The sequence below is a fragment of the Sulfitobacter sp. SK011 genome (assembly GCF_003352065.1).
GTDB lineage: Bacteria > Pseudomonadota > Alphaproteobacteria > Rhodobacterales > Rhodobacteraceae > Sulfitobacter.
Map to the genome: position 1 here is coordinate 1,821,901 of NZ_CP025803.1, position 17,232 is coordinate 1,839,132.

Consider the following 17,232-nt stretch of genomic DNA (forward strand, 5'->3'; position numbering starts at 1 on the left):
TGCTCCTGTGCTTAGCCGGTGAAGTGGGTGATGCCATAAAGAATAAATCCAGCGATGAACACGGTTTCTGCGAGAATCAGAATAATCGCTTGGCCGCCCACATCCAGAATGGTTTTGAGCGAGGTCTTCATGCCAACCGCGGCGATGGAAATCAACAGGGCCCAGCGGGATAATTCTGACAGCGTGTTCTGCAGAAAGCCGGGGATCAACCCAAGTGAATTGATCGCCGCAAGCACCAGAAACATCACAACAAAGAACGGCACCAGCGGGGGTTTTTTGCCGTCTTTGACCTGCTCTGGATCGGCCTCTGCATAGCTGCGGATCACCAGCGAAAAGACCAGCACGACAGGGGCCAGCATTGTCACCCGGATCAGCTTGACCAAGGTCGCAGTCTCACCCGTTTCGTTGCTGACAGAGAAACCCGCCCCAACAACCTGCGCCACATCATGGATCGTACCACCAAGGAAAACCCCGGTTGCAAGATCGTCCAGATCGAGCGCCTGTGTAATGATCGGATAGGCAATCATCGCGATTGTGCTCAGCACGGTCACAGCAAGCACCGTAAAGATCAGGTTGCGTTCGGAATGTTCATTCTTGGGCAGAATGGCAGCAATGGCCATCGCCGCAGATGCGCCACAGATTGCGACAGATCCACCTGTCAGCAAGGCAAAGCGCCAGCCGCGTCCCAGCAGCCTGGCACCAATCATCCCGACGAGAATGGTCAGGATCACGCCGGCAACCACCAGCAGGATAAGTTTAGGCCCAAGTCCGATTAGCAATTCGATGCTGATACGCGCGCCCAAAAGAGCAACGCCAACGCGCAAAACGGTTCGCGACGTGAAGGCAATGCCGGGAACGCAGCGGCCTTCTTCGGCAAGAAAGTGAAACGCGATCCCCAGCAAAAGCGCCATCAGCATCGCGGGAGCACCGTAATGTTCGGATATGAATTTGGCTGCTGCGGCGACAACGCAAGACACCAGAAAACCCGGTCCATTCTCCGACAGAAATTTCTGTAGTTTGTGAAACGGGGTGTTGGCAGGAAGGGCAGGGTTCGTCATTGGACAGAAACTCCTTTGGCGCATGCCATTGGCACCACGCTTGATCGCGATACTTCGAGGGCCGGTACGTCAAATAATTGGGTGGATGAGACAGGCGCACCTGCCTCATCCGGGCAGCGCTGCTTAATTGACCCGCTGCGACTGCATGTCGGAGGCTTTCACCCCCGCCACGGAGACTGGTTTTTTCATGGCGTCGCGGCGGAATGGTTCGCCGAGTTCCTGGTTCAGGACAACCTCGATAAAGGTGGTGACGCCGTTTTTCATCTGGTCCTTGATGGCGGTGTTCAGCGCATCGGTGAGCTGGTCCATGCCGGTGACCTGCACGCCTTTGAGGCCGCAGCCCTTGGCGATCTCTGCATAGTTCACACCTTCGTTCAGCTCGGTGCCGACAAAGTTGTCATCGAACCACAGGGTCGTGTTGCGCTTTTCGGCACCCCACTGATAGTTGCGGAAGATGATCATGGTGATCGCAGGCCAGTCGCCGCGGCCACAGGCCGTCATTTCGTTCATCGAGATGCCGAATGCGCCGTCCCCGGCAAAGCCTACAACCGGTACATCCGGGCAGCCGATTTTCGCACCCAGAATGGCAGGCAGGCCATAGCCACAAGGACCAAACAGGCCCGGTGCCAGATATTTGCGGCCCTTGTCAAAAGACGGATAGGCATTGCCAATCGCGCAGTTGTTGCCGATGTCAGAAGAGACAATCGCATCCTTTGGCATCGCCGACATGATCGCGCGCCAGGCCTGACGCGGTGACATCCGGTCGGGCTGGCGGTTGCGCGCCCGCTCGTTCCAATCGACGCCCTCATCCGCGTCATCTTCGTGATCCATCGAGGACAGTTCCTGGGCCCAGCGGGATTTGGTCATCGCAATCAGATCCTTGCGCTCCTTGCGGCCTTTGTCGCCGGCACCATCGCTGAGTTTCGCAAGCAGTTGCTCAGCCACGGCTTTTGCGTCGCCCTGGATCGCCACGTCGACCTTTTTGGTCAGGCCGATGCGGTCAGAGTTGATGTCGACCTGAATGATCTTTGCATTCTGCGGCCAGTAGTTGATGCCATAGCCGGGCAGGGTGCTGAACGGGTTCAGGCGGTTGCCAAGGGCCAGGACCACATCGGCTTTCTGGATCAGCTCCATCGCCGCCTTGGACCCGTTGTAGCCCAAAGGCCCAACAGCCAGCGGGTGACCGCCGGGGAAGGCATCGTTGTGCTGATAGCCACAGGCGACGGGCGCGTCCAAAGCTTCGGCCAGTTTTGCGGATGCCTCAATGCCACCGGACAGGATCACGCCAGCTCCGTTCAGGATGACCGGGAATTCGGCCTCAGAGAGCAGCTTGGCCGCATCCGCCACGGCCTGTTCGCCGCCCTGCGGGCGTTCAAGGCGGATGATCTGGGGCAGTTCGATGTCAATCACCTGGGTCCAGTAATCGCGCGGGATGTTGATCTGTGCCGGCGCACAGCCGCGCCATGCCTTTTCGATCACCCGGTTCAGCACTTCGGCCATGCGCGACGGGTCGCGGACCTCTTCCTGATAACAAACCATGTCTTCGAACAGCTTCATCTGTTCGATTTCCTGGAAACCACCCTGACCAATGGTCTTGTTGGCCGCCTGTGGCGTGACCAGCAGCATCGGCGTGTGGTTCCAATAGGCGGTCTTGATCGGCGTGACGAAATTGGTGATGCCGGGGCCGTTCTGCGCAATCGCCATCGACATCTTGCCAGAGGCGCGCGTGTAGCCGTCGGCAATCATCCCGCCAGACGTTTCATGCGCACAATCCCAGAACTTGATCCCCGCTGCCGGAAACAGATCAGAAATCGGCATCATCGCAGATCCGATGATCCCAAAGGCATTGTCGATACCGTGCATCTGAAGAACTTTTACAAAGGCCTCTTCGGTGGTCATTTTCATGGTGTGTCTCCAGGTGATCTAAATTTCGAAAAACGTGTGGTTCGGGGGTCAGAGAATTTCGTCTCGAAGGTAATAATAGGGGTACATCATCCTCTGCCCCATCCGGCGGAACGGCGTAAGAATGCCGTGGCTTGGCAGCGGTGAGGTAAAGATCGGCAGGTCAAGTTCCTGACCTTTGCCCGCGATCAATTGCGCCATGCGTTTGCCGGCCTGTGCGGAATACATCACGCCATTGCCGCCATACCCCATGGCATAAAAGATGCTTTCATCCTTATCCGGCTGGCAGATGCGCGGCATCATGTCATGGCTCACATCGACCCAGCCCCACCAGGAGTAATCCAGATCTATGTCCGTCAGCGCCGGAAACTTGCGGTGCAATCCCTTGCGCAGCAACGCAAGATGTTTGGGGTTCTCGGCATCCTCGCCGGTAATGGCGCTGCGGCTGCCAATCTGCATCCGGTTGTCCGGCAGCAGCCGGTAGTAATGCCGCAGTGTGCGGGTGTCTGTCAGCGGTGATCGGGTCTGAATGCCGCATTCCGCCAATTCCGACTTGGTCAGTTTGCGCGTCACAATCGAGTTCGACAAGATAGGCATCAGCCGGTGCTTGGTGCGCCCACTCAGGCCCGGTGGGGTATATCCGGCAGTCGCAAGGGCAACCGCACGGGCGCGAACGGTGCCGCCCGGCGTTGTCAGATGATGCACGCCGTCCACAATTTTCCACCCCATGACGGGGCTCGCGGTGTGAATTTTCGCACCCAGCTTACGCGCCAGTTTGACGTAGGAGAACGCCAGTTTTGCGGCATGGATGCTGGTGCCGTCCGGTTCCCACATTGCGCCATGGGCTTCTTGATCTTTGACGTGTTTTTCATGCAGCTCGTCGCGGCCCATGACACGGCTGCCATAGCCAAAAACCTCGTTGAGAAGCGCGCTTTCCTTCTCCAGCTTTGGGATCACCTTGGCCCGGTGGGCGATGTAATAGTGACCACCGGTTTGCGGATCGCAGTCGATGTCGTCAGAATTGACAAGGTCGTTGAACAATTCAAACGCTTCGACGACTTCGCCGTGCATCTTTTTGGCGACATCCACGCCCCAGCGTTGAATCCACTGCGACCTTTTGAGACGCCCTGATGATATCTGCGCCTGACCACCGTTGCGGGTCGAACACCCCCAAGCCACCTTGTTGGCTTCCAGCACGGTGGCCTTGATCCCATGTTCTTTCGCAAGGTGGATCGCCGTGGAAAGGCCGGTGTAGCCAGAGCCGACAACCACGACGTCCACATCCATATCGCCTGAAACGGGGCCGTCATCCTTGGGTGGCTTGCCAGCCGTGCCAATCCAATAGGTCGGTGCGTGGTCCCGGTTGTGACCGGGACCTGCATCCACCATCGGATCATATTTGGCGTCGTAGCTGGCGCGGGGCCAGTGGCGGGGTCTTTGAGAATCCGGCACGCGAAGTCTCCCTGATCAGAGGGTGAAATTATGCTTTGAAAGGCGGGCGAGACTTGCGCAAAGCCTGCTTTACGATGATCATGCCATCCCGCAGCGTGAACAGATCAGCCCCCTGCGCCTCAACGCGCATGCCATCAGCGCCGGTGCCCGAAAAGGTCCATTCAGAAACCGCACGATTGCCGCTGACAAAGTGGCTATGGTGGTCCCAATGTGCGTCTTTCATCCCGGCCCAGACGGCAGAAAACGCCTTTGCTATCGCGGCGGCCCCTTCGATTTTGGCACCAAACACGTCGGGACCGCCAACAGTGTAGAAAACGCAGTCATCTGCAAAATGGGTCATGACACCGTCAACATCGTGCCGATTGAAGGCATCGAAGGTGTCGGACAAATCTTGGGCAGTCAGGGTCTTGGACATTCAGGTCTCCGAAAGGGAAAAGGGGTTAAGAGGAGGTCGCGTCGTCCCGGTAGGGAACAACGAGGGTTGGAATATTGGCGCGTCGCAGAACGCGTTTGGTGACGGTGCCGAGGAAAGTATGGGAAAACCCATGTTCATGAGCCCCCAAAATAATGAGATCACACTTAAGCTCAGCCGCGCGGCGCAGGATCGCTTCTGCCGGGTATCCATCGACAAGTTCTATGGATTCAACCTGTTTTTGGATGTCGCGGTCTTCTTCCGGCACATGCGCCCAAAAGTTCTTTTGACGCTCGGCCAGGATGGCCTTGACGTGGTCGTGCCGGGACTGCATCGCCGCTTCGCTCGACTGGGAACTCTGCATGAACATCTGCATGGTGATCTTGGCGTCTTCGCTCATCGGCTCAACCACATGCAACACATGAAGTTTCGCGCCAGTTGCCGCCGCCAGAGCCGCTGCATGGCACATCGTATAGGCCGAATGCTTGGACAGGTCAGTTGCGAACAGAATGTGGGTTATTGTTGATTTCATAGGAAATTCCTTTCTGATCGCGGCTCAATATCCAAAGAACCTTGGCAGCCACAGCGAAATGTCTGGGAAGAAGGCGATGATGAAAATCGCGATTGTGTTGATGAAGGCAAACGGCAGCGCCGCCACCGAAATCTTTTCAATCGAGATATTCGATATGCCCGAGGCGATGAACAGGTTCTCCCCCAATGGCGGGGTTTGGAAACCGATGCCGAGGCAACAGACCATCACCACCCCAAAGTGGATCGGATCGATACCGACACTATAGGCGACCGGCAACATCACCGGCACCAGAATAAGGATGGTGGCCAGTGTTTCCATGAACATACCGACAAAAAGCAGGAAGAAGATCACCAGCGTCCAGATGATATAGATATTGTCGGTGACCGACAGCATCCCGTTTGCGATGATGGCCGGTATTTGGTTTTCCACCAGCAGGCGGCCAAACACGGTTGCGGTAAACATGATCAGCAAAACCCGACCTGTCAGCCAGGTGGTGGTTTCGAGGGCTGTGAAAAGTTTGTTCCAGCTCAGTTCACGGTAGATAAACGCCCCCACAACCAGGGTATAGAAGATCGCGACAATCGCAGCTTCGGTTGGCGTGAAAAAGCCTGAATAGATCCCACCCAGGATGACCACGGGTGCCATGAGGGCCCAGAAACCACGGTATAGCTCACACCAGATCTGCCGCGCTGACCACCCTTCCGAAGACCCCTTGTAGCCACGTTTTTTAGACAGGATGTAGTTCATGAACAACAAGCTGCCCGCGATCAGGAATGCGGGCATGAAGCCTGCAATAAAGAGTTTGGGGATCGAAACGGTCTGGAACTGGCCAAACTGCTCGACCGCTTCGGGTGGGGCTGGCATGCCAAGGGCTGCGATGCCGAAGATGATCAACGGGATTGAGGGTGGGATAACGATACCAAGCCCCCCCGAGGATGCCGTGATGGCGGACGCATAGGGGCGACCGTACCCGCGCTCGATCATTGCGGGGATCATCAACATGCCCACAGCAGCCGTTGTGGCGGGGCCGGAGCCTGAGATCGCGCCAAAAAACAGGCAGGCAAAAACAGTCGCTGCGGACATGCCGCCTGTGAACGGGCCTGCGAAACTTTCGGCCACATTGATAAGCCGTCGCGATAAACCGGCGGCCTCCATCAGCGCCCCGGCAAGGATAAACGCAGGCAGCGCCATGAGCGGGAATGAACCAACAGAAGTATAGGCGATCTGGACGAACTTGATCGGATTTTCACCAAGATAGATGAACGAGATAAGTGTCGAAACACCCAAGGCCACGGTAATCGGGGCCCCGATGAACATCAAAAGCAAGAAGCCCCCGAAAAGGATGAGAATGATCTGAGATTCCATTATGTCTTCTCCTGCTCAGGTTTTGTAGTTCCGGCGCGCACCTCTTCGAGATCGATGGCGTCAGGATCGCGCAGATCTTCACCCAGAATGATCTTTTTATAGTTCACCTGCAGAACGCGGAACGTCATAAGCGAGAACGCAATCGGCAGAACGATATAGACCCAGCTCAGGTGGAAACCCATTGTCTGTGACGACTGGAACCTGTTCATCTTGTTGAAGATAAAGTCGATCGACAGATACACAAAATATACGTTGAAAAAGACCCAGAACAGGTCTGCAAAAGCCTCGATATATTTGATCGCACCAGGGGGCAGGAACTTGAACTGAAACGTCACCCGGTTATGCGCGCCTTTCTTGGCGGCATAGCTCGCCCCGAAAAATACAAACCAGACGAACATGTAGATCGAAAGCTCTTCGACCCAGGAGAAAGAAAAATCGAACAATGTCCGAACGATTACCTGCAAGAACAACAGGCAGACAAAAATCGCAAGCAAGGTGCGACAGATGTAGCTCTCTATATTGTCAATTACATACCAGAATCTTGTCATCGGCCCCTCGCTATCGGTTGAGAAAAGCGCCCGAAGGCGCTTTTCTTTATTTCTGTTTTCGCTTTATTCAGAGACCGGGTCCCGGCCAATTTCTGCAAGCACAGCGTTCATCTTTTCGATGCCGCCGATGCTGTCATAGAACTTTGGCCACACGGCCTCTGTTGCGAGCTTGATGAACTCTTCTTCGTTGTTCTCAGGGTCCGTGATTTCCATGCCTTCGTCGATCAGGATTTGTTTGATCTCGGCTTCTTTTTCACGCAGGAACTGTGCAGAAGCGGCTGTCGCTGCCTTGCCTGCTTCCAGAACGATGGCCTGATCTTCGGCTGAAAGTTCCTGAAATACCTGTTCGGAAATGATCAACGGCTCAATCGAGAAGATATAGCGGATGTTTGTGACGTACTTTTGTACCTCATAGAACTTCATCGCGTTGATTGTTGTGTAGGGGTTGTCCTGACCATCAACAACTTTGGTCTGCAAACCCGCAAAGGTTTCTGACCACGCCATCGGCGTCGGGCTGATGCCCCAGGCCTTGTAGGTGTCGATCATGATTTCGTTCTTGGGAACACGGATCACCAGCCCCTGCAGGTCGGCCACGGATTTGACCGGCTTCTTTGAATTCGTCAGAACCCGAAAACCTGTATAGGTCCACGCGATGATGCGCACGCCGGCATCGTTGATGGTGTTCTCTGTCAACTCAGCGCCGATCGGGCCCTGGGTCAGCTTTTCCGCGTCTTCAAGGCTCAGAATGACATATGGCAAAGAGAACACGCCGACGGTTGGCGAGAACGGTGTGACGTTGTTGATGGCGAGGATCGACATATCCAGAGTGCCGATGGCCGCTTCGTTAACGGTGTCCTGCTCAGAGCCGAGCTGACCGTTTAGAAACAGGGTTGCGGTATGCTTGCCGCCTGACAGTTCCTCAAGGGCTGCAACAAAACCTTTGCCAGTTGCTTCCTGGCTGCTTCCGCCGCTGTCGCCAACGGCCACCTTGAAGTTTTTCGCTTCAGCAGTGCCAAAGCTCAGCAGAGCGGTCGCCGCCGCGACGGCAGCAACAGATGTTATTCGGGTGATAATTGTCATGGAATCCTCCTCATTGATGAGCGCTTCTTTACGCTACGTAACCTGATGAGGTTTGTCTCCCGGTCCCCACCAAGAATTCGTAGGCTAATACAAGCCACTGGTTGTGCTAAGGGCCAGATTCGAATTTGACTTAGACCAGTCCGTTTGCGAGTGTCTGACATGCCAGCAACCCGCATCCCCCCAGAATCGTTTTTTCTCGATCGCAAAGGCCACCGCCCAATTCAGACCCAAATACGTGAAACTGCGGTGTCTTTCATCCAGTCAGGTCATGCCGCACCCGGCACCCATTTGCCGTCGTCGCGCAAACTGGCCGAGTATCTGGGTGTTGCTCGGATGACCGTCACGCTGGCCTATTCTGAATTGGTGGCCCAGGGATATCTGGAGACCCAGAACCGCAGTGGCTATGTCGTTGCCACCACAGACATTGTCACCAACGTTGTCGCAGCCGTTGAAAAAGACCGCGACGATGACGCTTTGGACTGGAAGGCGTTTCTGGCAAGTTCTCTGACCGAACGTCGTCGGATTGTGAAGCCGGTCGATTGGCGCAAACTGCCCTATCCATTTGCCTATGGGCAGATGGATGCGACTCTTTTCAACTACGCGGCGTGGCGCGATTGCGCCCGTCAGGCGATGGGACGGCTCGACTTCATCGATATGGCGGGCGACATGGCTGATCTGGATGATCCGCTGTTGGTCAACTATATCCGCTGCCGGTCCCTGCCGCGGCGTGGCATTTCCGCAAATCCGGATGAGATCCTTATCACCGTCGGCGCGCAGAATGGGCTTTGGTTGGCCATCGAATTACTGACCCGGCAGCCCTTGAGTGCGGTTTGCGAAAATCCCGGATATCCCGATACGTTGCAGGCGCTGACGTGGTGCGGTGCAAATGTGAATACCGTGGACGTGGATGAATACGGTTTGCCCCCTCAGAACATCCCCGACGGAACCAGGGCGGTTTTCATCACGCCAAGCCATCATGCACCCACCGGGGTGACCATGCCTACGGCGCGCAAGTTGCAACTCCTTGCGGATGCCGAGGAAAAGGATTTCGTGATCATCGAGGACGACTATGACTTCGAAATGAGTTTCATTGAGCCGCCAAGCCCGGCGCTCAAATCTTATGATCGGCAGGGGCGGGTCATCTATGTCGGTAGCTTTTCGAAAGCGATGTTCCCGGGATTGCGCCTGGGGTATCTGGTCGCGCCACGCGAATTTATCGCCGAAGCCCGGGAATTGCGCTCCATGATGCTGCGCCATCCGCCCGGCCATTTGCAGCGCACAGCGGCTTATTTTCTGGCTCAGGGTCACTACGACCTGTTGATCCGTGACATGCGCCGGAAACTTGCAGTCCGTCGCGCCGCTGTGCTTGACGCAATCGCCAACACAAGCCTGACTCTGGCAGGGGCCGCCAAGTTTGGTGGCTCAAGCCTGTGGATCAAAGCGCCTGACGGGATCAATACAATGGTGCTGGCCGAAGACCTCCTGAAGGATGGGGTCATGATCGAACCAGGGGCCGCGTTCTTTGCGGGTCACGATGGCCCGGTGAACTTCTTCCGCCTGGGGTACTCGTCAATCCCGGCGCATCAGATTGAAGAGGGCATCAACCTGATCGCCCGGCGTGTTGAGAAACACATGGCCGCCCACAATTGATTGAAGCGCAAAAACATATCTGAACATCGCTGCATGGGTCGCCTGACACGTCAGAACAACATGCCTATTCCGGCAAGGAGGTTGATCCTCTTGCTTTCACATTTGCACCAAACATGCTTCTTTTCCGGGCCCGCGCTCGGAGTTGGTACGCAGGCAATAGGCAGACGATCTCGAACAAAGCCCCAAGCGCTTTATCGGATTTCATTCAACTTCTAAGAACCGGAAAATGGTGCCCCCACACGGACTCGAACCGCGGACCTATTGATTACAAATCAAAATTTGTAGGGTAGATGGGCATAGATCAAAGTAGAGTAGACACTCTCAACCCGTTAAAAATATGGGTTTGGGGTTGATCTAATTAGACGGTCCGTTATCTGGGTGGATACAGAACTGTCTACTTTTGGGGTAAAAGTAGACACCATTAGGGGCCAACCATGCAAAACATTACATCCACTGTTGTCGAGAACGCCACCCTGCCAATTGGGAAGGATCAGGACTTCATTCGTGACAGTGTCTTGCGGGGTTTTGGCCTTAAAATCGGCAAGACGTCCAAGACCTTCGTTGTAGAGGGTAGGGTGGGCAACAAGGTGCGTCGCAAGGTGATTGGTGATGCTGTTGGTGACAAAGCGATCACTGTCACCATTGCGCGAAAGAAGGCCATCGTACTGCTTGCCAAGTTTGCCGATGGGATTGACCCGTCAAAGAACAAGAAACTGCATGCGGCTGATCAAATCACCTTGCAAGAGGCTTTTGAATACAAGCTGGAGCGGTCAAAATTGAAACCCACGACACTTGCGATGTATCGAGATGCCATTGACCGTCGCCTTGCTGACTGGAGAGATAGGCCGCTTTCCACAATCACACCAAACGATTGGATTGACCGTTTTCTGGAGATTGAAGAAAATCCTGGCCTTGCGTCTGCTCTTTGTACCAAACGGGTTCTGTCGGCGATCTGGAACCATACACGCTTAAATCTCACGGATAGCGACGGGTATCCCATCTTGCGGGCCAATCCTACAGAGAACACGACGAAACGCACGCAGCGGCCAAGCATGGTCCCGCCGAAAAAGAGACCGATAGCGGACCTGAAAGCGTGGCTGGCCGTGGTTGCGACAATGCAGCCGTCCCGGTTTCAGAAATATTCGGAGATTGCTCTGCGCACTGGATGCCGAAACGGCGAGATAACCACCCTGACTTGGAAACAAGTAAACTTAAGCGATGGGTATTTTGATCTGAAAGACACGAAGAATGGCCGGGATCATCGGGTGTACATGTCAAGCCAATGTAAGGCCGCGTTTGAGCATCTGGAGGAGGAATTTGGGTCAACGCCATTTGTGTGGGGCGCTGCAACATACGACACCAAGAAGCCGTTTTACACCGCGTCTAAGCGGTATGGGTCGCAACATTCACCGCATGATCAACGCTCTACATTTGTAAATCTGGCGATTGAGGCCGGGATACAGGAGGACGTGTGCAAGGCCCTGATCAATCATGTGCAACTGCGTTCCGCAACTGACCATTACAAGGATATCGGGGAACCGATGCAGCGTGAAGCGGTGCAGGTCATATCAGACTTAATTGACGCCAAACTGCTTGCATCCAATTAACGGTCTGGCGTATTCTGTAGCGACATATCCACGGAGGGAAACAGCCGCGTGTCGAAATCGTTGCTTGCGAGCGCGAAATTAGATCAGAGGCTAGGTTTGTGCTGCCACCGTTGTCGGTAGCGTTCATCCACCCGTGGAAATGAAAATCATGAATATCAAACTGAAAAAACCGACTGCACCAAACAAATGCGCCGTGGCCACTCTTCATGCGAAGGAACATGATCCCGTCGAGGACACTGTTGAAACTGTTGGCACTGACCCCGCCGTTGTCCCTGTGACCGCTGCCCCTGTCGAAGCTGACCCGGCTTTCGAGCAACTGTTCACCCCCAACCAAACGGCTCAAATGTTGAACGTGTCGCCAGCGTTCTTGGCCAAGGATCGAAACCTGGCGCGACGATACAACCGAGAACCGCGCATACCTTATGTCAGGATTGGCGCTGCTGTCAGGTATAGATTCAAAGTTTTGGTTGGGATGATTGAGGCCGGGGGAACCGCTGGTCTGAAACCCAACGCTGACTGACAACAAAACACCCCCGGCATTGCAGTGCCGAGGGCCTTTTTCACACCATGAGAAGTGAACGTGACAATGGCTGGGGGGCCATTCCCATGATTGAATCTAAAGACCAAAACCCGCCCACGCAAGACCCGCTGGAAGCGTTGGTGCGCAAGACGATTGAAACGCAAGGGCAAGAGTTTGAAGGCTATGTCTGGGCAATCCAACCCTTACAGGATTGGGCCGATCAAGCGGACGTAAGCCTCATCACAGTGAAGCGGAAGTTCAGCAAAGCGCCGTACGACACATTGTGCAAGCAGGTCGAGGGCAAGAATGCTCTTCTTGTTCGTGTCGGTGTACCTGACCCTAATCAGCCGTCGCGCCTAGCGTCAGAGATGGGCAAAGCCTTTCGCAATGGCGTCGTATTGAACGATAAGTTGAATGCCAAGCAACAAGCAAAAGCGATCAAAGCTGGCACAGAATGGAAGCCTAAGAAATCCGTAACCCGTGATGAATACGGCTGCTTGCACGGGCTGGCGAAGGATTGGCGGGCAGGTTGGCAGTTGCAGATATTCAAGCACACCATCACGCCAGAGGGGTGGGCCACCTTCATGGTTGAGGCCAAAAACCATATGAAAATCCAGACAGAGACAGAGTCATTCCTACAGAAAGGCCTAGGTTACACACCGATGGTTCTTGATTATCCACATCTCAAGACCCTGCGGTTGTTCTGGATGTGTGCGGAGTATGCGTTTGTGGAAGAGATGTTTGTGAGAACAACAGGGCTTGATCAACCATGGACAGGGATGTTGGCGGGCACAAATAAATCGTTTTGGCAGGACTGGGATGCAGATTTGGCGGAGGCCTACTTCACGTGGATGCCACAGTTCAAGGCGATAAATTCTGCGGAGGAGACGGCTGACGGGGAGGCCTGACGAATGTCGTTTTGCTACAAATCTGATCTCAATCTGACACTAATCTGATCCCCAAAATTAGCGAATGATACTTTCTTTTCTATCTATATATTACAGGTAATAGGATAACAGAGTATATTATATATTTTACTGGGGACAAAGAAACATAGTATCATTTAATATATAATATACTCTAGGGGTGCCCTTCGCTGCGCTCATGGAACCCATTCAAGCAAACGACAAACATCCCCGAGGTAAGAGACAGGGACATTCCTCTCGGGGTAAGTAAGGGAGAACAATTGACGCGTACGCGCGCGCGAGCCGCCACCGATCCGCGCCCGACCTACTGCCAATCCGCTGCCGATTTTGGCGCTGGTCCGGCAATGACCCGGCAAAACACAGCAAATGAAAGATTCACCACACGATTGATTTTATAAAGTGAACATGTCGCGAGAGTGCTGATCACTGAGCGGCGCGCAAATGATTGCAAGAAAGTGATTGTAAGCCAAAATACCCATTTGGCGGCATGATGGAAAATTCCTCTCTCCAACGGGGGGCTTTGCACGTCGTAAATTGCCGTGAGAGCCCCTCAGGGACCCATACAGTGACCTTTCCGACCAAACGCCTACCCGTCTAACCCAAACTGTTTCTGGGCGCTGTATGCGGCGCATATTTCTTATGGGTAGGCTGAGGACAGATAGTGGGGCAATCTAGTCATTGTTGGCGCGGCTACTCAACCGTACTTTAACGCCAAGAATAGATCGCGTGGCGGCTGGATTCTTTGGATTTTCTGCTCAGAGCACTTTGCAAATTGCTTGTTGAGTTCATCAATCCGAAATGTCAGGGGTTCAAACTATCCGATCAAAAAAGTGACACACTGGTGCGGTTTTAGGTCACTTTGGCGTATGAAATGTCCTGTTTGTGTCACTTTTCCATCCTGCTTCATTGATTTAAGTCGAAAATTCACTGCCTGTTTGACACAAGTGACACAGGTTGGGGGCTCAACTCGGCCAGTCAAAGTGGCCGATAAGGCCAAGTTCTCCGAGACAAACTACAAGAGCCAGAGAAGGTCACACCCGGTAGAAGAACCTCCCATAACCTAGATATCTGTTTAGCACGCCAAACAGCCTAAAACTGCCCATACAGCTGTGAACCAAAGATAATTCCTACCTTGATATCAATCCATACCCCCACTGTGGGGGTTCCGGGAAGGTGACTCTGTTGCAAGTACTGATCATTGATCAAGTGATAAATGCTCGTGCTGTTAGGCTTTATTCAAACGCCGCCCAGCATACCATATCTCGTGCAATTGATTGCACGGAGCGCACCATGGGGTGCTTCCCACTAGGCTCACCGTTGCACTGAAACTCCCGGGAGATGGCCTAAAGGTGTTTTGGCAAACTACAGGTTCACCAAAGCAGGCGTCATGCTGGATCATCCACTGCCAATCGAAGACCGCCCTCTGGCGCTTCTTGACAAACCCCGGTTAACACCAAACGCGTCAATGATTGCCCTGGACTAGATCAGTAACAGGTTGGGCAAGAACGCGGTCGTGCTGTGTAGTGAAGGGGTAATGTGGTCTTGGCAACTGCGTTCAGCTCATAGAAGCCCAAGGTACACGATGCAGCGGTCCGACTTGCGCGGGGTGCGCAGAAAATAGGGGTGATAGATTATGAACGAGGGATTGCTGTCGTTCGCTGCGGTCAGTCCCAAGGTCAACACTGCGGACATTGCCGCCGTTCGTTTTTCGCACTTCGCTGACGCAGCATTGCTTTGCGAGCGTGGCGCGACCATCGCTGCGTTGCTGCTAATGTCGCCAGATCGGTAACTCACAAACATTGTCTGGGTTGTAATCGAAGACGTGCTTTCACCGCAGCAGACACAGACATGCACGTCGCGGGACAAAGTTGCTATCGTCGACATAAGGCGTAACAATGCAATGTAAGTTACGCCATTGGACGATGCCTCGCAAATTTTAATGCGTCGGCGCGGAGCAGCGGGGTAGGCTGTCTGTCTTTACCGAGCATCAGGAGATGTCGTCATGGAGTATCGAATCGTTTCGGTTACCGAAGTAGACAACAAACCCGCGTTGGAAGAACTTCTGACTGAGTATTATACCGTCATCCTTCAAAAACTCGCTTTGGTCGGCGGGTCTGCGAAAAATGAACCAAAAGATATGGCATCATCCGTTCTGGCAAATATTCAGACTTTCTTGCCGCCAACCGGCCGCTTGGTTTTGGCATATGGCGAACAAAACCGTCTCGTGGGGTGTGGCACCCTGCAACAGGCCCGCCCAGATGCCGGAGAGCTAAAGCGTCTTTTTGTTCGACCGGAGGCAAGTGGAAACCGACTTGGCCGAGCTTTGGTGGACGCACGGATGGAGGCCGCTCGGAAGATGGGATGGCGCACCCTTTTGGTGAATGCTGTGACAGGCAATCGAGATATGCTCCGCATCTATGAAAGCCTAGGCTTTAGGTTTATCGAAAGATACCCAGAATGCTCAGACCCGATCGAGCTGACCGACTTCTTTGACTATATGCAGTTCGATTTCGATTGAATGTTGCTCTGTCCACTTTGGGCCCGCTGTTCAAATTCGCTGTCAGAGACAGGAAAGGGTCCTGCCGAAGCGCAAAGGTCTCGGAATTGTCCCACACGTCGACAAATGCAGGACTTAGCCTTTGTCTTCCACGGCCGGTTACTGACGGCCAGAAGCAAGAGGCGTGCTGCATTGGCATTGGGCGGCTCCGAGCCCTAAGCGGACGTGGATCGCCTTGCAGCGAGCCGCTGGTATGGGATCAGCAATAGAAGACTGACGACCAGCGAGATGGCACCAAACTGGAAGGCGACAGAAATATCGCCCGTCTGTTCCGCCAACCAACCCGAAACAACTGGACCACACAGAGAGCCAGCGTAGTTCATTGCGAAAAAGACGGACATGCCAGAGGCACGCTGCGCCGGGGCCAAAAGGGCAGGACTATCAGCCCAAGCGCAATGCCAACAGGGAAAGACCCGAGATACAGAGCCATGGCAACGCTGATCTCGCGACCTACGAACCAGTCAGCGACCATTTTCGTCATCAGGACGTTCAGAAAGAAACTGCCGACACCTGCCAGAAGCCGGCCCGCGATCTGAGCGTTCCAATCATCGAACATCGCCATCAGCAAGGCTCCAGCGATCATCATGCCGAGACCGACCAGAACCATCCTCTGGTCCCCAAAGCGCCGGCCAAGCGCGCCGCCGGGGAACGCCAAAACGACACCAGGCACGAAGTATATCCCGATCAGAAACCCGATTTCAGCAAGGCCAACACCAAAAGTTTCTCGAAACAGCGGTGATAGCGCACCCACGACCTGAAACTGAAACGCCATCGTGGTTCGAGCAGCGAAAAGAACGAAAAGCATGAGCCATCTGGCCGGCATGGGAACCTCCTACGCCGGCGTAAAGAAATGATGGCATTGCAAGAATGGCTTGCTCGGCATGATCACAAGAAAGGAATAATGCGTAAAAGGAAAGGCCTGTGTCCGGCGCTCACATCGAGCAACCAAAGTCCAGAAAGGCCACAATCTGTTAATTCGATCTATGATCTTTGCCGCCGTTTTGCACGAATGGCCGTTCTTTGCGCAGCGAGGCAGCACTGGATCATACGCCTCGCAGTATTTTCAGCCCTGCAAGCGCGCGCAGCAAGATTCTGACGTTTCTGCTATGGGCTTGTCTTATGCTTTTCCCATTGATCTGCGAAGATTGAGCCGGTAGCTCCACCGGTTGAAGCGGTTGTAGACCGTACTCGGCGGGCCGTATTCGTCCGGCAAATCCGCCCAGGAAATGCCCGTGCGCAGGACGTAAAATATGCCGTTGATAACGCGCCGGTCATCCACGCGCTTTTTGCCGCGAACTTTGTTGGGTAGGACTACCTTGATGAACTCCCACTCCAAATCGCTCATGTCCGACCGCGCCATTGCCCTTCTCCCATCTGGTGGTTTTTAGGAAATGAATCACAAGAACATGTGTTTGATAAGTAATTTATAGGTGTGCTGCCTAGATATCATTCTAGCCTATAGCAGACGTCGGTGCCCAACGCAGCGAATGACGGCTTTCCGCCCTTTGTGAAGACTACCGCTTCCGGCCCAAAGCCTGCAGCCAGCAACCAAGTTGATAACACCGAAGGTAACAGGGCTTAGTCGAAATGTGCTATGCTTGTATGTAGCGGAGGAAGATCAAA

The 17,232-nt window shown here is 54.1% G+C and carries 17 protein-coding genes and 1 pseudogene; 7 read left to right on the forward strand and 11 right to left on the reverse strand.

The genetic code is table 11. From position 1 onward, the window contains the following. Window positions 1-11: 11 nt before the first annotated feature. The 8 genes from C1J02_RS08955 to C1J02_RS08990 form a co-directional block, all read right to left on the reverse strand. Window positions 12-1,058 carry a YeiH family protein gene (locus tag C1J02_RS08955; RefSeq protein WP_114878261.1) on the reverse strand — a complete coding sequence of 349 codons (1,047 nt, stop codon included), beginning with the start codon at window positions 1,056-1,058 and terminating at the stop codon, window positions 12-14. Window positions 1,059-1,181: 123 nt separating this feature from the next. Further along, window positions 1,182-2,963 (reverse strand): sulfoacetaldehyde acetyltransferase, encoded by a 1,782-nt coding sequence (xsc, locus tag C1J02_RS08960; RefSeq protein WP_114878262.1) that lies wholly within the window; start codon window positions 2,961-2,963, stop codon window positions 1,182-1,184. Between the two features lie 48 nt (window positions 2,964-3,011). Further along, window positions 3,012-4,349, reverse strand: a complete 1,338-nt coding sequence (locus tag C1J02_RS08965; RefSeq protein ID WP_114878263.1) for an FAD-binding oxidoreductase — start codon at window positions 4,347-4,349, stop codon at window positions 3,012-3,014. A gap of 91 nt (window positions 4,350-4,440) precedes the next feature. Next, window positions 4,441-4,827, reverse strand: coding sequence for a nuclear transport factor 2 family protein (locus C1J02_RS08970; RefSeq protein WP_114878264.1), 387 nt, complete (start codon window positions 4,825-4,827; stop codon window positions 4,441-4,443). Between the two features lie 25 nt (window positions 4,828-4,852). Further along, window positions 4,853-5,356: a universal stress protein gene (locus C1J02_RS08975; protein WP_114878265.1), complete on the reverse strand. Its 504-nt coding sequence runs from the start codon at window positions 5,354-5,356 to the stop codon at window positions 4,853-4,855. A 24-nt stretch (window positions 5,357-5,380) separates the two neighbouring features. Continuing rightward, window positions 5,381-6,721 (reverse strand): TRAP transporter large permease, encoded by a 1,341-nt coding sequence (locus C1J02_RS08980; RefSeq protein ID WP_114878266.1) that lies wholly within the window; start codon window positions 6,719-6,721, stop codon window positions 5,381-5,383. Further along, on the reverse strand, window positions 6,721-7,269 hold the full coding sequence (locus C1J02_RS08985) for a TRAP transporter small permease (protein WP_114878267.1): 549 nt from the start codon (window positions 7,267-7,269) through the stop codon (window positions 6,721-6,723). Before C1J02_RS08985 ends, C1J02_RS08980 begins: the two co-directional genes overlap by 1 nt. A gap of 63 nt (window positions 7,270-7,332) precedes the next feature. Next, window positions 7,333-8,349, reverse strand: coding sequence for a TRAP transporter substrate-binding protein (locus C1J02_RS08990; protein WP_114878268.1), 1,017 nt, complete (start codon window positions 8,347-8,349; stop codon window positions 7,333-7,335). 246 nt (window positions 8,350-8,595) lie between these two features. Between C1J02_RS08990 and C1J02_RS08995 the strand changes: the two genes are divergently transcribed. The 7 genes from C1J02_RS08995 to C1J02_RS09020 all read left to right on the forward strand — a co-directional run bounded on the left by C1J02_RS08995 (window position 8,596) and on the right by C1J02_RS09020 (window position 15,570). Continuing rightward, the gene (locus C1J02_RS08995; protein ID WP_368073778.1) at window positions 8,596-9,999 is read left to right on the forward strand and encodes a PLP-dependent aminotransferase family protein; all 1,404 of its coding nucleotides are present in this window, start codon (window positions 8,596-8,598) and stop codon (window positions 9,997-9,999) included. 434 nt (window positions 10,000-10,433) lie between these two features. Further along, on the forward strand, window positions 10,434-11,606 hold the full coding sequence (locus tag C1J02_RS09000; RefSeq protein WP_114878270.1) for a tyrosine-type recombinase/integrase: 1,173 nt from the start codon (window positions 10,434-10,436) through the stop codon (window positions 11,604-11,606). A 148-nt stretch (window positions 11,607-11,754) separates the two neighbouring features. Further along, a complete protein-coding gene (locus tag C1J02_RS09005) occupies window positions 11,755-12,126 on the forward strand; it encodes a helix-turn-helix domain-containing protein (protein WP_162798288.1) in 372 nt (123 codons plus the stop codon). Between the two features lie 86 nt (window positions 12,127-12,212). After that, window positions 12,213-13,034, forward strand: coding sequence for a hypothetical protein (locus tag C1J02_RS09010; protein ID WP_162798289.1), 822 nt, complete (start codon window positions 12,213-12,215; stop codon window positions 13,032-13,034). Between the two features lie 1,513 nt (window positions 13,035-14,547). Further along, on the forward strand, window positions 14,548-14,673 hold the full coding sequence (locus C1J02_RS21280; protein WP_368073779.1) for a DUF4113 domain-containing protein: 126 nt from the start codon (window positions 14,548-14,550) through the stop codon (window positions 14,671-14,673). A gap of 12 nt (window positions 14,674-14,685) precedes the next feature. Further along, a complete protein-coding gene (locus C1J02_RS20870; protein WP_162798291.1) occupies window positions 14,686-14,841 on the forward strand; it encodes a hypothetical protein in 156 nt (51 codons plus the stop codon). 213 nt (window positions 14,842-15,054) lie between these two features. Next, on the forward strand, window positions 15,055-15,570 hold the full coding sequence (locus C1J02_RS09020) for a GNAT family N-acetyltransferase (protein ID WP_114878274.1): 516 nt from the start codon (window positions 15,055-15,057) through the stop codon (window positions 15,568-15,570). Window positions 15,571-15,764: 194 nt separating this feature from the next. Here the strand turns inward: C1J02_RS09020 and C1J02_RS21285 are convergent, their stop codons facing one another. The 3 genes and pseudogenes from C1J02_RS21285 to C1J02_RS09030 form a co-directional block, all read right to left on the reverse strand. Continuing rightward, window positions 15,765-15,950 carry a hypothetical protein gene (locus C1J02_RS21285; protein WP_368073780.1) on the reverse strand — a complete coding sequence of 62 codons (186 nt, stop codon included), beginning with the start codon at window positions 15,948-15,950 and terminating at the stop codon, window positions 15,765-15,767. Then, window positions 15,929-16,432: an MFS transporter gene (locus C1J02_RS09025; protein ID WP_114878275.1), complete on the reverse strand. Its 504-nt coding sequence runs from the start codon at window positions 16,430-16,432 to the stop codon at window positions 15,929-15,931. The genes C1J02_RS21285 and C1J02_RS09025 overlap by 22 nt, the downstream gene beginning before the upstream one ends. Before the next feature lie 333 nt (window positions 16,433-16,765). Further along, window positions 16,766-16,954 (reverse strand): annotated as a pseudogene (locus C1J02_RS09030) (transposase); the annotation flags it as partial. Between the last annotated feature and the right edge of the window lie 278 nt (window positions 16,955-17,232).

What these genes read in the sequence shown, in the direction of transcription:
- C1J02_RS08955 (WP_114878261.1), bottom strand. Translation starts at nt 1,058, where the DNA reads ATGACGAACCCTGCCCTTCCTGCCAACACCCCGTTTCACAAACTACAG.
- xsc (WP_114878262.1), bottom strand. Translation starts at nt 2,963, where the DNA reads ATGAAAATGACCACCGAAGAGGCCTTTGTAAAAGTTCTTCAGATGCAC.
- C1J02_RS08965 (WP_114878263.1), bottom strand. Translation starts at nt 4,349, where the DNA reads ATGGTGGATGCAGGTCCCGGTCACAACCGGGACCACGCACCGACCTAT.
- C1J02_RS08970 (WP_114878264.1), bottom strand. Translation starts at nt 4,827, where the DNA reads ATGTCCAAGACCCTGACTGCCCAAGATTTGTCCGACACCTTCGATGCC.
- C1J02_RS08975 (WP_114878265.1), bottom strand. Translation starts at nt 5,356, where the DNA reads ATGAAATCAACAATAACCCACATTCTGTTCGCAACTGACCTGTCCAAG.
- C1J02_RS08980 (WP_114878266.1), bottom strand. Translation starts at nt 6,721, where the DNA reads ATGGAATCTCAGATCATTCTCATCCTTTTCGGGGGCTTCTTGCTTTTG.
- C1J02_RS08985 (WP_114878267.1), bottom strand. Translation starts at nt 7,269, where the DNA reads ATGACAAGATTCTGGTATGTAATTGACAATATAGAGAGCTACATCTGT.
- C1J02_RS08990 (WP_114878268.1), bottom strand. Translation starts at nt 8,349, where the DNA reads ATGACAATTATCACCCGAATAACATCTGTTGCTGCCGTCGCGGCGGCG.
- C1J02_RS09000 (WP_114878270.1), top strand. Translation starts at nt 10,434, where the DNA reads ATGCAAAACATTACATCCACTGTTGTCGAGAACGCCACCCTGCCAATT.
- C1J02_RS09005 (WP_162798288.1), top strand. Translation starts at nt 11,755, where the DNA reads ATGAATATCAAACTGAAAAAACCGACTGCACCAAACAAATGCGCCGTG.
- C1J02_RS09010 (WP_162798289.1), top strand. Translation starts at nt 12,213, where the DNA reads ATGATTGAATCTAAAGACCAAAACCCGCCCACGCAAGACCCGCTGGAA.
- C1J02_RS20870 (WP_162798291.1), top strand. Translation starts at nt 14,686, where the DNA reads ATGAACGAGGGATTGCTGTCGTTCGCTGCGGTCAGTCCCAAGGTCAAC.
- C1J02_RS09020 (WP_114878274.1), top strand. Translation starts at nt 15,055, where the DNA reads ATGGAGTATCGAATCGTTTCGGTTACCGAAGTAGACAACAAACCCGCG.
- C1J02_RS21285 (WP_368073780.1), bottom strand. Translation starts at nt 15,950, where the DNA reads ATGTCCGTCTTTTTCGCAATGAACTACGCTGGCTCTCTGTGTGGTCCA.
- C1J02_RS09025 (WP_114878275.1), bottom strand. Translation starts at nt 16,432, where the DNA reads ATGCCGGCCAGATGGCTCATGCTTTTCGTTCTTTTCGCTGCTCGAACC.